Origin of the sequence: Candidatus Clostridium stratigraminis (assembly GCF_045310675.1) — a bacterium.
Classification (GTDB): domain Bacteria; phylum Bacillota; class Clostridia; order Clostridiales; family Clostridiaceae; genus Clostridium_AT; species Clostridium_AT stratigraminis.
The window spans coordinates 395,734-412,774 of sequence record NZ_JBJHZZ010000001.1 but is presented as its reverse complement, the minus strand read 5'-3'; the positions used below and the strand labels follow the sequence as shown (position 1 = coordinate 412,774).

Sequence of the window (17,041 nt, the reverse complement as noted above, 5' to 3'; positions counted from 1 at the left end):
GAACCACAGCCTCATAACTTTTATGGTACTGTGGTATCATTCTCTGAAATCTCTTCTAAAGCCTGAGCTTGAATTGCAAAAGCATCTCCAAGGACATTTAGCCAACCTGAAAGTAAATTTAGATTCGTAGCTTCTAATTTTATTTCATTATTGCTTATTTCTACAATATTTTCCTGGGCCACAAGTTCTGCTGCATATAGAGAAGTAGAATCGCCAAGAAATATGATCCAATTTGAGATTCTATTTAATTCTGTTGCTTCTTCATCTAATTGCTTTTTCCTCTCTACATTTTGCTCTAATTTCTGCTTAGCTGCCATTCTTGCTGCTAATACTGCCAATCCTTCTCCTATAAATGAAAGCTCAGCCCCCAAAATATTCAATCTATCAGCAATGTCAAGCTCCATAAAATCACCCCTATGATATAATATTCCCGCATTTATTAATTGGACATAGTAATGTGAAATAAAATTAGATGATTTCAAGGTTTTACAGAAACTCTTCTAAGTTTGTTATATGTTAATTTATTAAATCAGCCCATTATATATATTTAGTTAAAATATTTAGGATAAATGAATAAAAAGCTGAAAAATAAAGCTAATTTAGTTTAACAAGCATAAACAAGGTTGACATATGTGCGCAATATTGCTATATATAGTATATCACATTTATATGTTAATAAATATATTGTATAGTATATATGCTGTTTAGCGTTTATTAATAAGAATACAGGAGGAAGCGAAATGTCAGTAAAAGTTGCCATTAACGGTTTTGGAAGAATTGGGAGGGCTGTGCTTAGAATCTCTCAGCAGAATTTAGATGAGGATATTGATATAGTTGCTATAAATGCACGAGGAGACAGCAAAACCTTGGCCCATCTTTTTAAATATGATTCATGTTATGGTACATTTAAGGGAGAAATAGAAACTACTGAAGATTCAATTATAATTAATGGTAAAAGCATTAAGGTATTTAGAGAAAGTAAGCCTGAAAATTTACCTTGGGAGGCTCTTGATATAGATATAGTCGTAGAATCTACAGGGGTTTTTAAGGATAAAAAAAATCTAATGAAGCATATTACAGCAGGTGCTAAAAAAGTTATATTGACTGCTCCTGCAAAGGATGATGATATAACAATAGTAATGGGGGTAAACGAAGAAAAACTGGATATAAATAAACATGTTATAATATCTAATGCCTCTTGTACAACAAATTGTTTAGCTCCCTTTGCAAAAGTTTTAGATGAGAATTTTGGAATTATAAGAGGTTTAATGACAACTATACACTCTTATACTAATGACCAGCAGCTACTAGATAAAAATCATAAGGATTTAAGAAGGGCTAGAGCTGCTGCAGAATCAATTATTCCTACCTCTACAGGTGCAGCAAAAGCTATTAGTAAAGTCATTCCAAGCCTTAGTGGAAAATTAAATGGTTTTTCAGTAAGAGTGCCTACCCCAACAGTATCCCTTACAGATTTAGTATGTGAGGTTTCAAGAAAGGTATCTGCTGAGGAAGTTAATAACGCCTTAAAAGAAGCATCAACCGGATCAATGAAAGGAATACTTGGCTATTCTGAAGAGCCGCTTGTATCCATTGATTACAAAGGTGACGAGCGCTCCTCAATAATAGATGGGCTTTCAACTATGGTTATGAATGGAAATATGATAAAGGTTGTTTCCTGGTATGATAATGAATGGGGCTATTCCTGTAGGACAGTTGATCTTATAAATTATACAGCAGATCAAATGAAAAATAATTATATTCCTAATTTATGCCTAGCAATTTAAAAGGTAAAGAATGCTTATCCGCCAAGATAGGCATTCTTTACTTTTTCATCCTGCAAAAGTTCTCTTGCATTCCCCTCTATTTCAATTTCTCCATTTCGTATTATATAAGCTCTATGAGCAGCTCGAAGTGCCATTGCAGCATTTTGTTCTACAAGTAAAACCGTTGAACCTTCTTTATTTATTTCACTAATTATACTGAATATTTCTTTTACTATAATAGGCGCAAGTCCCATAGATGGCTCGTCCAGTAAAAGTAACTTAGGTTTTGACATTAATGCTCTTCCTATAGCTAGCATCTGCTGTTCGCCACCAGATAAGGTGCCAGATAGCTGATTTTTTCTTTCTAAAAGCCTTGGAAATAAAGAAAATACCTTTTGAAAATCCTGCTTTATCTTAAGTTTATCTTTTCTAGTATACGCTCCCATTTCAAGATTTTCCATAACACTCATAGAGGAAAACACTCTTCTTCCTTCAGGCACATGAGAAATACCAAGCTTAACAATTTTAGCAGCCTGCACATTATTTATATCCTTCCCATTAAAATAAATCTTTCCGGCTCTTGGTTTTACTATACCAGAAATGGCTTTTAAGGTTGTACTTTTTCCTGCTCCATTTGCGCCAATTAAGGTTACAACCTCTCCTTCATTAATATTGAGATTTATATTTTTAAGTGCATGAATGGCACCATAATACACATTTAAATCTGTAATTTCTAGCATCTCTAACCCTCCTGTATTCCTTATTCTGCACAAAAAGATTATTAACCTTTTTGCCTCCTGTATTCCTTATTCTGCACAATAAGATTATTAATCTTATTGCCTCCTGTATTCTGTACGTAACAATTATTAATTGTTACGTCTCCCCTAAGTATGCTTTAATAACTTTATCATTTTTCTGTATTTCCTCAGGACTTCCGCTTGCTATTAAACTTCCGTAATCAAATACAAATATTCTTTCACATATACCCATAACAAGAGACATATCATGTTCAATAAGAATAACAGTTAAATCAAAGGTTTTTCTGATCCAGGTAATTAGGTCGGTCAATTCTTTTGTTTCCTTTGTATTCATACCTGCTGCAGGTTCATCAAGTAGAAGAAGCTTAGGCTTTGCTGCTAATGCTCTGGCAATCTCAACCCTCCTTTGATCCCCGTAAGAAAGGTTTTTAGCCATTTCATCCTTCATTTCTAATAAATTAAACTTTTCAAGAAGTTTAAGAGCTTTCTTCTTTACATCCTCTTCTTCCTTATAAAAGTGAGGAAGTCTAAAAAGTGCAGTGTTAATCCCATATCTTAAACCATGATGAAAGCCAAGTAATACATTATCAAGAACGGTCATATTTTTAAAAAGCCTAATGTTTTGAAAAGTTCTTGATATGCCATAACTAATTATTTTGTATGGCTTTAAATCCTTGGCGCTAACGGTTTTATTTAATTCATATACAATATTTCCAAAGCTTGGTGAATAAATGCCTGTTAGCAAATTAAAGAAGGTAGTTTTACCAGCACCATTTGGTCCTATTAGGCCCACAATTTCACCTTTTTCTATATTTAAACTTACATCAGTAACAGCTTTAATTCCTCCGAAGGATTTAGATAAGTTATTAACTTTCAGCACTGACATGAAGCTTAGCCCCCTTTTTAAATAGTTTAAAATCATGTTTTCCTAAAAGGCCCTGAGGTCTATAAACCATTATAATAAAGAGTATTAAAGAATAAACTACCATCCTAAGCTCAGATATATTTTGAAGAAATAGAGAAATTATAGATAGCGCCACTGCCCCAACAATTGACCCCCCTATGCTTCCTAGACCTCCAAATACTACAATTACAAGGATATCTATGGATTTCATGAAGCCAAAAGAATCAGGCTTTATAAAGTAAAAATAATTTGCATAGAGAGCTCCTGCAATTCCTGCAAAGGCTGCTCCTATTGCAAAAGCCAAAACTTTATAATAAGTTGTATTTACCCCAACAGCTTCAGCAGCTATTTCATCTTCACTAATCGCAATGCATGCTCTACCGTGATAAGACTTAATAAAGTTTGTTATAAGAAGAGCAGTTCCCACAGTTAGAAAAAATATCCATGTCCAATTAGTAAACTGAGGTATATCATCAAAGCCAGTGGCACCTCCAATATAATCTATATTTAGCGCTACTATTCTAACAATTTCTCCAAAACCAAGTGTTGCAATGGCAAGATAATCTCCTTTTAACCTTAGAGTTGGAATTCCAATAAGCACTCCTGCCAGGGCCGCTGCAAAGGCTGAGAATATTATTCCTTCAGCAAATGTAAAACCAAATTTTGCTGTTACAATGGCAGATACGTAAGCTCCAATAGACATAAAAGCTGCATGTCCTAGTGAAAACTGACCTGTAATACCAGTAATGAGGTTTAAACTAACCGCTAAAATAATATTAATACATATAATCACAATATTAAGCATTAAATATGAATCAATAGTCCCATTATTTGTTAACAGTTGAACTAAAATGTAGCCAAGTATTATTATAAAAAAAATTAACATATTGCGTTTCTTTAATTGCTTCATAAGTGCACCTACCCCCTTGTTTCCTTATACTTGATTTAATAAACAATGTACTTTAAACTTTTTCTTGTACATTTTTCCCCAATAGACCATTAGGCTTTATTAATAAAATTAAAATTAAAATAGTAAATGCAACTGCATCCTTAAATATGGACCCCCCATAGGCACTTACCATTGTTTCTGTCATTCCCAAAAAGAATCCGCCAAATACTGCACCTGGGATAATTCCTATACCTCCGATTACCGCAGCAATAAAAGCTTTTAATCCAGGTAAAATACCCATAAGGGGATTAATGGAATTATAGTAGATACCAACTAGCACTCCTGCTGCACCTGCTAGTGCAGAGCCAATAGCAAAGGTGTAAGATATAGTCTTATTAACATTTACGCCCATAAGTTCAGCTGCCACACTGTCAAGAGAAACAGCTCTCATGGCTTTCCCCGTTTTTGTTTTATGAACAAAAAATTGAAGAAAAAGCATTAGAAAAACTGTAATTATAATAATGTATAAATTCTTCATATCCATAATTACATGTCCCTGAAAGAATGTAGTTTTATTTTCATCCAGTACATTAGGAAAGGTTCTAGTTTCTGGCTTAACAAAATACATCATTCCATATTCTAAAAACAGAGATACACTAATTGCAGTAATTAATGCAGCTATTCTGGTAGATTTTCTTATAGGTTTATATGCAACTTTTTCTATTAGTACTCCTAATATACTGCAGATTACCATTGAAATTATTAAAGCTTCTATAAAACCCAAATGAAAAAATGTAGTTGCTGCAAAACCAACATATGCACCTACCATGTAAATATCTCCATGTGCAAAATTTATTAAATTAATTATGCCGTATACCATAGTATAGCCTAGTGCAATTAGTGCATATATGCTTCCAAGTGATATACCATTTATTAATTGTTGAAATAGCTGTTCCATTTATTCACTCCTTTCAAAGGGTCAAGCATTCAAAGGTGAAGTACCTCTGAATGAATTATTTCATTCTATGGGTTTAGTTTCTTTAAGAAGGTTGGTTCTCCGTTTTTCATTTGTATAACTGTTACTGATTTTACTGGATTATGGTTCTTATCCATTGAGAAGGTTCCTGTAACACCATTAAAATCTTTAGTATCAGCTAAAGCATCTTTTAACTTTAAAGAATCAACAGTTCCTGCCCTCTTTAAGGCATCTGCAAGGAAGTATCCTAAGTCATAGCCTAGTGCATTAAAGGCATCTGGGTCCTTACCGTATTTCTTATTAAAGGTATCTCTGAATTTAACTACGTTTGGAGAATCATCCTTAGAGGAATAATGGCTTGTATAATATACATTGTTTAAAGCATCCTTTCCTGCTAGTTCCGTAAGCTTTGGTGACTCATAACCGTCCCCCCCAAGAATTGGTACATTTAAGCCAAGCTCCTTAGCCTGTCTAACAATAAGGCCTACTTCTTCATAATACCCAGGAACAAAAAGCACATCAGGATTTTGTCCCTTGATTTTAGTAAGTACTGCCTTAAAATCAGTATCCTTTGCTTGGTATGCTTCTTCATCAACAACAGACCCACCTAGCTTACTATAAGTATCCTTAAAGTTCTTTGCTAGTCCCTTGCTGTAGTCACTTGTAGTATCTACTAACATTGCTGCTTTTTTTACTTTTAAATCATTATAAGCAAAATTAGACATCATAACTCCTTGGAAAGAATCACTAAAGCTAGTCTTAAATACAAAGTCCCTTACCTTTCCATTGCTATTTACAGTAACATCATCTGCTGTTGCTGAACCTGAAATTATAGGAACTTTATTCTGCATAGCTGCTGGTGAAGCTGCCTTAGTGTTACCTGAGGTCGCTGCTCCTAGTATAGCAACTACCTTATCTCTTGTTGCAAGTCTAGTAGCAACATTTGCAGATTCAGTATTATCTGATTTATTATCTACCTTTACCTCTTCTATTTGTTTTCCAAACACTCCGCCATTGTTGTTGATTTCTTCAAAAGCCATTTCTATACCAGCAGTTAGGCTTTGGCCGTAGGTTGCTACATTACCAGAAAGTTCATAATCTAGACCTACTTTAATCTTGTCCGATTTTGCAGCTGCACCTGCTGGGGAACAGCCAGATAGAATGCTTAGAGAAAAAATTAAAACTATTAATAAAGACAACTTTTTATTCACAATTAACACCCCTTATTGATACTTCATAAAATAAAACAAATCTTCTTATAATACCATCTTCATCCTGATCTGCAATAATCCCCAATTAAACCGCCCCCTTTTTTCGTAATATTATAAAAAAACGCCTCTATATGTATTGTTATACATATAGAGGCGTAATCCGCGATACCACTCTATTTATAATTATCTCACGATAATTAACTCATTAGGTTCTAAAGATTTTAATATAAAACCTTTTTTAAACCCTTGCCTTTTAACGCGGCTTTACGTTACGGCTTACTAAATTCAGCCATAGAACTCCGAAGTGATTGTTTACCATGTTATCAATGCTGATTCTCAGCTTTCTCAGCTCTCTGTAATTGACTTTTAAATAGTACGCTCTTCATCATAGTTTCATAATATAAAATTTCTAAAATCCAAATGACTTGTATTATTGATAAATAATATATCATGATAAAAATATGATGTCAATACAATTTTGCAAGTTTTCAAATACATAACTTCAAATTATATATTCTTAAATCTCTTTTACATTTTACCGTTTCCTATACGCCAATGTATATTCAAAGAACTCCAGCCAATATTTAAGATTTTAATATAGTTTATTATTGTAAACATTTTCATGTATTATTGTGCAAAATGATTTTTTATAATTTATAAACTGCAGATTTCCCTTCATCGCTATTTATTAAACGGCTATATTCCTGCAGCTTTAATGTTTGTCATAAAATTACATTTGTGCAATATACTTTTCTGCTGATAAGGCAGCTATCGTCCCGTCAGAAACTGCAGTAGTAATTTGTCTAAATTGTTTTTCTCTTACATCCCCTGCTGCATAAACTCCCTTTATATTAGTCTGCATATTTTCATCTGTAACTATATAACCCTTTGGTGTAAGATTTAAAATATCTTTAAACAGCAAGGTTTTAGGGACAGTTCCAACATATCCAAAAATTCCGCTAAGTTCTAATTCTTTTATTTCACCAGTAATGGTATTCTTAATAATTGCCTTATTAACAAACTGTTCACCTTCAACATTGGCTAAATCCCAGTTATATAAAACATCAATTTTAGGGTTACTCAAAACTTCATCTATAGTAGCTTTTTCGCCGTTGAAGTAATCATGCCTTCTTATCATTACAACCTTAGAAGCAAACTTTGTAAGAAACAAAGCTTCCTCTAGTGCAGAGTTACCTCCGCCTACCACTCCTACTACTGTATCCTCATACATTGCACCATCACATACGGCGCAGTAATGTATTCCTCTACTTGAAAACTTTTCTTCATTTGGAATAGGAATTTTCTTTGGTGCTGCACCAGTAGAAATAATAAGGGTTTTAGGTCTATAAATAATTTTCTTTGTCTCTACTAATTTTTCATCATCACGGAAGTCAACCTTAATTATCCTGCTAAAGGCATCTATGTTTGCTCCTAACTCTTTTGCCTGTTCAATCATTAAATCTGATAATTCAGCCCCTGATATAGACTTAAAACCAGGATAATTCTCAATGGTATAGCTGTTTCTCACCTGTCCACCTAGTACCTCATCTTCTAATAGCAGCATATTCATATTTGCCCTTGCAGCGTAAATTGATGCAGTGAGTCCAGCCGGGCCTCCTCCTATAATAAGCAAATCCAAATCTTTTATTTCTTTATTCACTTTAATCTCTCCCTAATCTATAATAATGTTATTATTCTTTAATTTTTTATAATTATGTGATATTATAAATATACCCCTCATAGGTATAAAAAACAATATGAATTTATTGTAATTTTGCTAATTTTTATTAATATATTTTAAAAAGAATAAGTGTAGAATTAAAATATTATAAGGAGATACTATATATGACTAATATTTCATTGATTTTGGCCTTTTCTGCTGGACTTGCGTCCTTTCTTTCACCCTGCGTTTTACCTCTTGTTCCAGCATACATAAGTTATATTACTGATTCTGCTATAGAGAACCAAACATCAGAAAAATCAAAACTATATGTACTGTATAGGTCACTTGCTTTTGTTGTTGGTTTTTCCATTATTTTTATTATTATGGGCGCCTCAATTACAACACTAGGAAAAATTTTTATAAAAAATCAATTTATCTTTAAGAAAATTGCTGGTTTGCTTGTATTAATTTTTGGAATTCATATGACGGGTATTTTGAAAATTAAACTTTTTTATTATGAGAAAAAGTTTTTATCCTTTAAAGATGCAAATGGTGCTTTAGGAGCTGTTTTTATGGGCATGGCCTTTGCAGCGGGTTGGACTCCATGCGTTGGCCCCATTTTATCCTCGATTCTTTTATATGCAGGCAGCCTTGAAACCATTAATAAAGGTATTTTACTGCTTTCCGCCTACTCCTTAGGCCTTGGTGTACCGTTTATTTTAACTGCATTAGCCATTAAAAGCTTATGGGTTAACCTTAAGGGACTAAATAAATACTTGTGGCTAATTTCTGTGTTTAGCGGAATACTAATGATAATTATGGGAATTTTAATCTATACCAATAAGATGAGTTTACTAGGCCAATATTTTAACTTTATAAACTTTTAATAAGTATGATAAATAGATTAAAAATTTAAAGTAATTTAATTATTAATAAGAATATTTGGAGGCATAAATATGAAAAAATGGATAATAGCTTTAAGCATAATTATTGTAGTAGGAGGAGCCCTGTTTACCCTTTATAATTACAATAAAACCAATTTAAGCAATACAAATAAAGAAAGTCAAGTATTAAACAAAAGTAATACAAGTACAGATGATATCTCTAATAATAGTGCTTCACCATCATCAAAGTTTAATATAGACATTCCAAGACAGAAAGCATTGGATTTTAAACTTAAGGATTTAAACGGGAAAGAAGTTTCCTTAAGCGATTTCAAAGGCAAAAGAGTTTTTCTCAATTTCTTTGCAACATGGTGTGGACCTTGTAAATCTGAAATGCCAGAAATGGAGAAGCTGTACGAAGAAACAAAAGATAGTGATTTAGTAATTTTAGCAGTTGATCTTGCTGAATCTACAGAAACAGTCAGAAACTTTATAAATAATAACAACTATAATTTCAAAATTTTATTGGATAGTAATAATACAGCTGCAGAAAAATATCAAATTTCGTCAATTCCTACATCTTATTTTATTGATAAGGATGGTAATATTCTAGATAAGCATATTGGCAGTATGAATATAGAAGATATGAAAATTTATATAGACAAGCTAAAATAACGGATTAAATTAAATTTAGTAATAGGCCAAATATCAGAAATATATAAAACATGAGTTAACCTCTTTGAAAGAAGCTCAAAGCTTAGAATAGCCACAAACCCAAGTGTTGACCTGAATTCATTTTATTCAAACGAACAACACTAAGGCGTTGTGGCTATTCTCGTTATTATATCCCTAAATATTGATCAATACTATCTTGATCAAACCCAACTACTATGTTCCCATTAATATCAATAACAGGCACTCCACGTTGGCCAGATTTGTTTATCATTTCCATAGCATCAGTAGAATCCTTAGTTACATCCTTCTCAGAAAACGGTATATCTTGAGCTTTTAGGTAATCCTTTACCTTATGACACCATGGTCAAGAAGGTGTTGTGTAAACTATAACATTCATATATTTTCCTCCTTTTAGTCGGAACACTGAGTAGTTTAAGACTACTCGCTTCCGCTCGTAAAACTACTCGTTAAAGCCCATTTTAGGGCTTTAACCTCCTCATAAATAAATTTTTATATAAGGTTTAAAATTATATTGATTTAGCTATAATTATTTTTTCCATAAGCTGCTACAAATATTTATATTATTTTTAGTTTATACCTTAAACTCCATCTTAAATAACATTTTCAGCTTTAGCTGCAGCATTTCCTAAATGCCTTAATTCTCTAAATAAGAATAATCCAGTTACTAAAGAGGCAATGAAATCAGCACTTGGGCCAGCCATCCAAACTCCTGTTAAATTTAAAAATTTCGGCAGTATTAAAAGCAGCGGTAGTAAAACAATTACCTGTCTAGATAAACTTAAAAGAATAGAAATCTTTGCTTTTCCAACTGCTTGAAAATAATTTGAACTTACGATTTGAAAACCAATTATAGGCAGCATGGCTAAGAAAATTCTAAGGCCTTGCGATCCTATATTTATTAGTTCTATATCAGCATTACTGAATCCGTTAATAATAGCTTTCGGAAAGAGTTGTACTACCGCGAAGCCAACGACACAAATAGATGTAGCTGCTAAAATAGCTAGCTTAAGTGCCTTCCTTACCCTGTCGTAGTTTTTAGCACCATGGTTATATCCTATGATAGGCTGAGAGCCCTGATTAATTCCGAAAATAGGCATTAGTATCAGCATAGCTACGCTGTTTATTATTCCCATTGCAGCTATAGCCTTGTCTCCTCCAAAAACAGCAAGATCATTGTTAAGTACTATATTAATTACACTAGCAGCGGCCTGCATAAGAAATGGCGATAAACCAATTGAGAAAATTTGATTTACTATATGCATATTTAGTTTCATATTTTCTTTCTTAAGTTTTAATATGCTTTTTTTACCAAGGAAATATGATAGTACCCATACAGAACACACTGATTGAGATACTATTGTTGCTGCAGCTGATCCCTTAATTCCAAAATGCATACCGAATATAAACAATGGATTGAAAATTGTATTTAGAATAGAACCCATAAGCATTGTAATCATTGCTATCTTCGGGTTTCCTTCAGAACGAATTAAATTATTTAATCCAAAGCCAACATTTTGCAGAACTACCCCAATTAAAATAATAGTAGTAAAATCCTTTGCAAGAGGCAGAACCTCTTTACTAGCTCCTAGAAACCTTAGAATAGGCTCTAGGTAAACAAGTCCAAAAACAGTAACTAATAGAGATGAGATTATTATTAATACGAAGGCATTTCCTAGAATATGTTCAGCCTCTTTCTTATTTTGCTGTCCAAGTTTTATAGAAACAGTTGCAGCAGCACCAATTCCTATTAGCATACCAAAAGCCATTATAATATTCATGATTGGAAAAGCAATAGTAATTGCAGTAATAGCAAGTTCACTAACACCTTTACCTACAAATATTCTATCTATAATATTATAAAGTGCGTTAACTAACATCCCTACGATAGCTGGTAAGGAAAATTTCCATAATAATTTCCCAACACTTTCTTCACCTAATTGTTTTGTACGATCCATAAAGCTTGCCCCCCACTTACCTATTTACTAAGATGAATATTATTATATATTATTTAATGATAAAGACCAATATTAAATTGTCTAATTTCACATAAAAAATACAACATATAGTCAAGCTACATGTTGTATTTTTTATCATTTTTTCTTATCCTTCTTCTTTTCGCCTTTTTTGTCTCCCTTCTTAGTCGAACCACTTTTGCTTTTTCCTTTATCAGGCATCTTATTTCCCTCCTGGCCTTCTTTTTTTACGTAAATTTTATAAATATTTACGTAGTTTGAATTTTGAATATAACTTTACCTATATGTAATATATTTCTACAATTATCTGAATATTCCTTCAATAGTGCTGCAAAAATAAAATAAATGTATAAAATTATAATTATTTTGGACAATAATATTGTATATTTAAACTTTAAATAGTAAAACCAACAAGTAAAACGAGGAGGATTAAAATGAAAAAAATAGCAAATGGTATTTTATCAGCCTGTTTAATTCTTTCTATGTCTGCCTGTACACCAAAGACTACCCCGCCTCCGGCAACAGGAAGTAATGCACCTACACCTTCAGTTACTGGGCAGAATGCTACAACTGGCGGAAACGCAGCAAGTAATGGAAAGTCAATAACCTATAAAGACGGAACCTATGACGAGAAACACAAGAGCACTAAACCTGGCTATGAGGAAGCAGTTGTAACTATAAAAGGTGGAAAAATTTCTAATATCGACCTAAAGAGATTGGATGACAATCAGAAGGAAGTTAATTATAATGATTGGGATGGAACTAAAAATGGGTATCCAAACCTAAAGCAATATAGGCTGGATTTAGCAAGTGCTATGATTGCTAAACAATCTGCTGATGTAAATGTAATAAGCGGAGCTACAGCTAGTTCAAATGGCTGGAAAGCTGCCGTATCCGCCGCATTGTCTAAGGCTCAATAGAATTTATAAAATGGGCTGCTTCAAACTAATTTAATAAAATAAAAGTAAACTAAAACAAATAAAATATGCTGCATAAGCATATTTTATTTGTTTTACTGTATCCTCTTTATAACATGTGCAGCTTCTTCAATTTAATTAGTTAATGAAGGCTACAACTTTTTATCAAAAGACCTTAAACCTTGATTTTTGCTTATATTATTTTTTATCTTCACAGTTACTTCAGGATTCTTATAAATTTCTGCCCCTGCTTCCATATCATTATTAGCGAGAGCAGCCATTCTAAGCTGCATTGCTGTTAGCTTTTTAGTCATAAAAATCTCCCCTTTCAAGATTATTTTTATGTTTTAAGGAAACTTTTATGCAATAGCTTTCAGTGTCCATGCGCCACTTAAAAACTACTTTTAGCAGCTTGTTATTTCATATATATCTGAAAATTCTATTTCAATTTTGTGTATCATGTTTCCTTCCTCATCATCCATTATCCTCATTTCATTTTCAGCTATGGTACTTACTGGAAGCTCAATTTTAAATTCACTTCCTTGAGTCTCACTGCTAAGAACTGTAATAGTGCCTTTATGTAATTCAACAAAGGATTTAGCAATAGCAAGACCTGTACCTGCGCCTTCCCTGCTACGGTTAAAGGATTTATCAACTTGTACAAATACATCAAATATACCTGATAATTTTTCATTAGGTATTCCAATTCCTTGATCAATAACCTTTATTAAAACACTATCATTTTTATCAAAAATAACAATTTTTATAGTTTTATTGTTTTCTGAATACTTAATAGCATTTGACAATAGATTTAAAATAACTTTTTCTAATTTCACCTTATCAAATGCCATTTTCTTTTCAAAAGCATTTGTAAGTAGTATTATATCTATCCCTTTCCTATGAGCAAAATTACCAACATGTTTGGTAATGGTTTTAATCAAATGAATAATATCGTAATTTTTAAGATTTAATTTGCAGAGTCCTAATTGTATATCTGTAATATTAATAAAATTATCTATAATTCTTTGTAGTCTATAGCTGTTATGTTCAATAGATCCTAAATATTTGATAAAATTGGTTTGGCTTCGTGATATGTTGCATACATCCTTAATATTTAAAGCTAACAATTGTTCTGCACTCAAAATATTATTAAGTGGTGTTCTTAATTCATGAGAAATATTACTAATAAATTCAACATTGCTGCCTAAATCCCATGAAAATTCATTAGACTTTTCATACATAAATACACAACCTCCCCAAATGTTTATTTTTCTATCATTTCAATAAATTTGTTTACTAGGATTGGATCAAACTGTGTTCCAGAATTATTTTTTAGTTCTTTTATTGCTTCATTTTTATTAATTGCCTTTTTATAATTTCTTTCGGTAAGCATTACATCAAAGGCATCAATAATTGTAATAATCCTTGATAATAAGGGTATCTCTTCTCCTTTTAGACCAGCAGGATAACCTTCCCCATCATATCTTTCATGATGATATAACAGTGCATCTGCTATTATTCCCAGCTCTTGTGATGATTTTGCAATATTATACCCTGTTTGTGAGTGCCTTTTTACAACTTCCCACTCCTCATCGGTCAATGGTCCAGACTTATCTAGTATAATTTTTGGTATAGCTATTTTACCTACGTCATGAAGTAGGGCTAATAAAGTTAATTTATCCATGTCTATACTGCTAAGACCTATAAAATTTGCAAATTCCATTGAAATATCTTTCATTCTATTACAGTGATTGCTTGTTTCTGGAGTAGTTTCATGTAAGGTTTTCTGGAGGGAATGAATAATAGAACTTCTAAAGCTCTTACTTTCCATCATTTTATTTGTGTACATTCTATTTTCAGCTTCACTTATTATGTCTTCAATATTTTCTGTTTCATTATTCATAATTGCGTACCCTAAAGAAATACTTAGATTTACAGGTTTCACATTTGCTGCTTTACATTTTTCTTTTATTTTTTCAATAAGATTTCTTGACAGCTCATCAGTAATATTTGAAGTCGCTACAATAAATTCATCTCCTCCTATTCTGGCCACAATGGAATTTTCTCTGCAGCTGTCTAAAAGTATCTTGCCTATTGCCTTTAATAGTTTGTCCCCTTCAAAATGTCCAAAAGCATCATTTACAAGCTTTAATCCATTTACATCAAGCATTATTATACTTATTGGTAATTTACTGCTGTCAGTATATTTAAGGATTTCTTCTTCAAAATATGTTCTATTGTAAAGGCTTGTTAGCTTATCATGATAGGTTAGATATTGCACAGCAATTTCATCTTCTTTACGAATTGTAACATCTCGAGCTATTACTTGTACTTCATAGGGATATCCAGATTTGTATAACACCGTTTGGCTTAACTCTAAAATTATTTCTTCATGTCTTGCTGTAATGAATTTTATTTCTAAATTTATAATTGAATTATCATGTTTACTTGCATATACTGGCATATTAATAATTTCATGAAAATCTGGGTGTACAAGCTGATATATAGTCATATTAAGCAATTCCTTTTGGCTATAGCCTAAAGCTTTCTCACAGGCTTTATTGCAAGAAGTCATTTTCCCGTATATTGTCCTTGTATAAACAAGATCATTTGCATTATTAAATAAGTTCTTATATCTAATTTCTTCAGCTCTAAATTTAGCTTCAGCATTTTTTCTTTCAGATATATTCCTTATAATACTACAGTATACCTTTTCTCCAGATATTTCGATGCCAATGGAACTAACATCTACCGGAAATGTATTTCCACCCTTACATTTATGCATAGTTTCAAAAGTTAATCCCATTTTGTACGCTTTTCCCATTTGATCCTTTACTAAATGCATTGTTTCTTCCGCACGTAACTGTTCAATGTATTTAGTAAGAAGTTCTTCCTTAGAATAACCATATGCCTTTATTGCAGAAGGATTTGCATCTATTATTTTCCCTTTTTCATTTATAAATAAAATTATATCTTTGCTATTTTCAAATAAGGCAGAATATCTTTTCAGATTATCTTTAATTTTAATTAATTCATCTATATTTTCAAAAATAGAAATTATTAATGTAGTAGAAAGTTTATACAAGTAATTGGATTTCCATAAGTTAAGCCTTTCATCTTCATAGTAGCTGCTAGATAAATTCACAGGATTTCCTGTCTCAAATACTTTCATTAATGTATTAAACAAAGCACTTTCTATTATTTTTGGAAAAACCTTACGAATGTCTCTGCCAATTACTTTGGCTTTTTCGATTTTAATTATTTCACAAGCCTTATAGTTTATATCTTTAATAATAAAAAATTCTCCAAAATTTACTGCCTCATAAATTATTGCTCCGCTTTTCATATTTGTAAAAACTTCATGATAAATAGCTTCCTCACAAAGCTGATTTTCAGTATTCATAGCCATATCACCTCAGTTTCATTTTTGATAGAATACATTTATTACTTATTTATTAGTATTTCTCTATATTTTAACAAAATATAGGATATTTTCCCATAAAATTTTACAAATTGTCGGAATTTCAGTATTAGCTGTATTATTATGCGGATTATACCTGCTTTTTATCTATAAATTGTATAATTAAAGACTATTTATGATGTGCATTTTCCTTAGAAATGAGCTGAAATTTAATTCTTTTCAAACTTGTTTATTCTAACTTCTAGATATTCTTTAAAATGTTTCTTTTGAGGTCGAGAAATCAAGCATCTATCCCCATTACTCATTATTACCTCTTGATTTTGAATATCAATTTTTTTAATATGCTCAAAATTAACAACATAGGATTTATGGCAGCGAAAAAATACATCAGTTATCTTTTGCAGCATGTTTTCTAGATCCTTTAAGGTTCCATAGCTCTCTATTTGCCCATGTGTTAAATGAATTATTAATTTGGGTCCATAAGATTCAATGTAGATGATATCATTTATTATTAGATCATGGTCCTGGTATCCTGATTTTATAGTTATTCTTTTTTTAAGGCTTGGAATTTCATGATTTGATATATTATCAAAATCTTGCTGCAGTGCTATAATGCAATCTTCTAAATCTGAATAAGCCAATGGTTTAATTAAGAAATCAAAAACCTTTAATCTGTACCTAAAAACAAGCATGGAGTTTTGTGTATATGCAGTTAAAAATATTATGTAGGCATAGGGTTCCCTTTCTCTTATGCTCCTTGCGATCCCAATACCATTTATTTCACAATCAAAATTTATATCAAGAATATATACATTAATTTCATTTTCAAATTTCAAAGAATAATTGAGTACATCCTCTGGATTCTTTGCCAAAAGTACAATTCTTCCATTAACAGTATTATTGCTAAATATCTTTTCTAAATAATTTTCAGTTATCTTAAGAGACTCTTCCTTATCATCTGCTATTATAAAATTTAGACCCAT

At 31.8% G+C, this 17,041-nt stretch carries 17 protein-coding genes and 1 other annotated feature; of the genes, 4 read left to right on the top strand and 13 right to left on the bottom strand.

Features of this window, described 5'->3' with window-relative positions; genetic code table 11:
* Positions 1 to 20 precede the first annotated feature (20 nt).
* Positions 21 to 404, bottom strand: a complete 384-nt coding sequence (locus ACJDUG_RS02045; RefSeq protein ID WP_406768209.1) for a hypothetical protein — start codon at positions 402 to 404, stop codon at positions 21 to 23.
* A 336-nt stretch (positions 405 to 740) separates the two neighbouring features.
* Between ACJDUG_RS02045 and gap the strand changes: the two genes are divergently transcribed.
* A complete protein-coding gene (gene gap, locus ACJDUG_RS02040; RefSeq protein ID WP_406768208.1) occupies positions 741 to 1,787 on the top strand; it encodes a type I glyceraldehyde-3-phosphate dehydrogenase in 1,047 nt (348 codons plus the stop codon).
* Between the two features lie 14 nt (positions 1,788 to 1,801).
* Here the strand turns inward: gap and ACJDUG_RS02035 are convergent, their stop codons facing one another.
* From ACJDUG_RS02035 to trxB, 6 genes are all read right to left on the bottom strand, one after another.
* The gene (locus ACJDUG_RS02035; RefSeq protein WP_406768207.1) at positions 1,802 to 2,506 is read right to left on the bottom strand and encodes an ABC transporter ATP-binding protein; all 705 of its coding nucleotides are present in this window, start codon (positions 2,504 to 2,506) and stop codon (positions 1,802 to 1,804) included.
* 133 nt (positions 2,507 to 2,639) lie between these two features.
* Positions 2,640 to 3,410, bottom strand: coding sequence for an ABC transporter ATP-binding protein (locus ACJDUG_RS02030; protein WP_406768206.1), 771 nt, complete (start codon positions 3,408 to 3,410; stop codon positions 2,640 to 2,642).
* A complete protein-coding gene (locus ACJDUG_RS02025; protein ID WP_406768205.1) occupies positions 3,391 to 4,338 on the bottom strand; it encodes a branched-chain amino acid ABC transporter permease in 948 nt (315 codons plus the stop codon). The genes ACJDUG_RS02030 and ACJDUG_RS02025 overlap by 20 nt, the downstream gene beginning before the upstream one ends.
* A 52-nt stretch (positions 4,339 to 4,390) precedes the next feature.
* Complete coding sequence (locus ACJDUG_RS02020; protein ID WP_406768204.1) at positions 4,391 to 5,275, bottom strand: branched-chain amino acid ABC transporter permease; 885 nt, start codon at positions 5,273 to 5,275, stop codon at positions 4,391 to 4,393.
* A 65-nt stretch (positions 5,276 to 5,340) separates the two neighbouring features.
* Positions 5,341 to 6,504 carry an ABC transporter substrate-binding protein gene (locus ACJDUG_RS02015; RefSeq protein WP_406768203.1) on the bottom strand — a complete coding sequence of 388 codons (1,164 nt, stop codon included), beginning with the start codon at positions 6,502 to 6,504 and terminating at the stop codon, positions 5,341 to 5,343.
* A 146-nt stretch (positions 6,505 to 6,650) separates the two neighbouring features.
* Positions 6,651 to 6,902, bottom strand: a binding site (T-box leader).
* Between the two features lie 332 nt (positions 6,903 to 7,234).
* On the bottom strand, positions 7,235 to 8,164 hold the full coding sequence (trxB, locus tag ACJDUG_RS02010; RefSeq protein WP_406768202.1) for a thioredoxin-disulfide reductase: 930 nt from the start codon (positions 8,162 to 8,164) through the stop codon (positions 7,235 to 7,237).
* A gap of 185 nt (positions 8,165 to 8,349) precedes the next feature.
* On the opposite strand from trxB, the gene ACJDUG_RS02005 reads away from it, so the two are divergent.
* Together ACJDUG_RS02005 and ACJDUG_RS02000 are read left to right on the top strand one after the other, a co-directional pair.
* Positions 8,350 to 9,054 carry a cytochrome c biogenesis CcdA family protein gene (locus tag ACJDUG_RS02005; protein WP_406768201.1) on the top strand — a complete coding sequence of 235 codons (705 nt, stop codon included), beginning with the start codon at positions 8,350 to 8,352 and terminating at the stop codon, positions 9,052 to 9,054.
* A 69-nt stretch (positions 9,055 to 9,123) separates the two neighbouring features.
* Positions 9,124 to 9,726 carry a TlpA family protein disulfide reductase gene (locus ACJDUG_RS02000; protein ID WP_406768200.1) on the top strand — a complete coding sequence of 201 codons (603 nt, stop codon included), beginning with the start codon at positions 9,124 to 9,126 and terminating at the stop codon, positions 9,724 to 9,726.
* Between the two features lie 166 nt (positions 9,727 to 9,892).
* On the opposite strand, the gene ACJDUG_RS01995 is transcribed toward ACJDUG_RS02000, so the two are convergent.
* Both ACJDUG_RS01995 and ACJDUG_RS01990 read right to left on the bottom strand, forming a co-directional pair.
* Complete coding sequence (locus ACJDUG_RS01995) at positions 9,893 to 10,123, bottom strand: glutaredoxin family protein (protein ID WP_479723027.1); 231 nt, start codon at positions 10,121 to 10,123, stop codon at positions 9,893 to 9,895.
* A 214-nt stretch (positions 10,124 to 10,337) separates the two neighbouring features.
* The gene (locus tag ACJDUG_RS01990) at positions 10,338 to 11,702 is read right to left on the bottom strand and encodes an MATE family efflux transporter (protein WP_406768199.1); all 1,365 of its coding nucleotides are present in this window, start codon (positions 11,700 to 11,702) and stop codon (positions 10,338 to 10,340) included.
* Between the two features lie 452 nt (positions 11,703 to 12,154).
* On the opposite strand from ACJDUG_RS01990, the gene ACJDUG_RS01985 reads away from it, so the two are divergent.
* Complete coding sequence (locus ACJDUG_RS01985) at positions 12,155 to 12,640, top strand: FMN-binding protein (protein ID WP_406768198.1); 486 nt, start codon at positions 12,155 to 12,157, stop codon at positions 12,638 to 12,640.
* A gap of 149 nt (positions 12,641 to 12,789) precedes the next feature.
* On the opposite strand, the gene ACJDUG_RS01980 is transcribed toward ACJDUG_RS01985, so the two are convergent.
* The 4 genes from ACJDUG_RS01980 to ACJDUG_RS01965 all read right to left on the bottom strand — a co-directional run bounded on the left by ACJDUG_RS01980 (position 12,790) and on the right by ACJDUG_RS01965 (position 17,041).
* Positions 12,790 to 12,951, bottom strand: coding sequence for a hypothetical protein (locus ACJDUG_RS01980; protein WP_406768197.1), 162 nt, complete (start codon positions 12,949 to 12,951; stop codon positions 12,790 to 12,792).
* A 90-nt stretch (positions 12,952 to 13,041) separates the two neighbouring features.
* Positions 13,042 to 13,878, bottom strand: coding sequence for a sensor histidine kinase (locus ACJDUG_RS01975; RefSeq protein ID WP_406768196.1), 837 nt, complete (start codon positions 13,876 to 13,878; stop codon positions 13,042 to 13,044).
* 23 nt (positions 13,879 to 13,901) lie between these two features.
* A complete protein-coding gene (locus tag ACJDUG_RS01970) occupies positions 13,902 to 16,040 on the bottom strand; it encodes a PAS domain S-box protein (protein WP_406768195.1) in 2,139 nt (712 codons plus the stop codon).
* 227 nt (positions 16,041 to 16,267) lie between these two features.
* The gene (locus tag ACJDUG_RS01965) at positions 16,268 to 17,041 is read right to left on the bottom strand and encodes a LytR/AlgR family response regulator transcription factor (RefSeq protein ID WP_406768194.1); all 774 of its coding nucleotides are present in this window, start codon (positions 17,039 to 17,041) and stop codon (positions 16,268 to 16,270) included.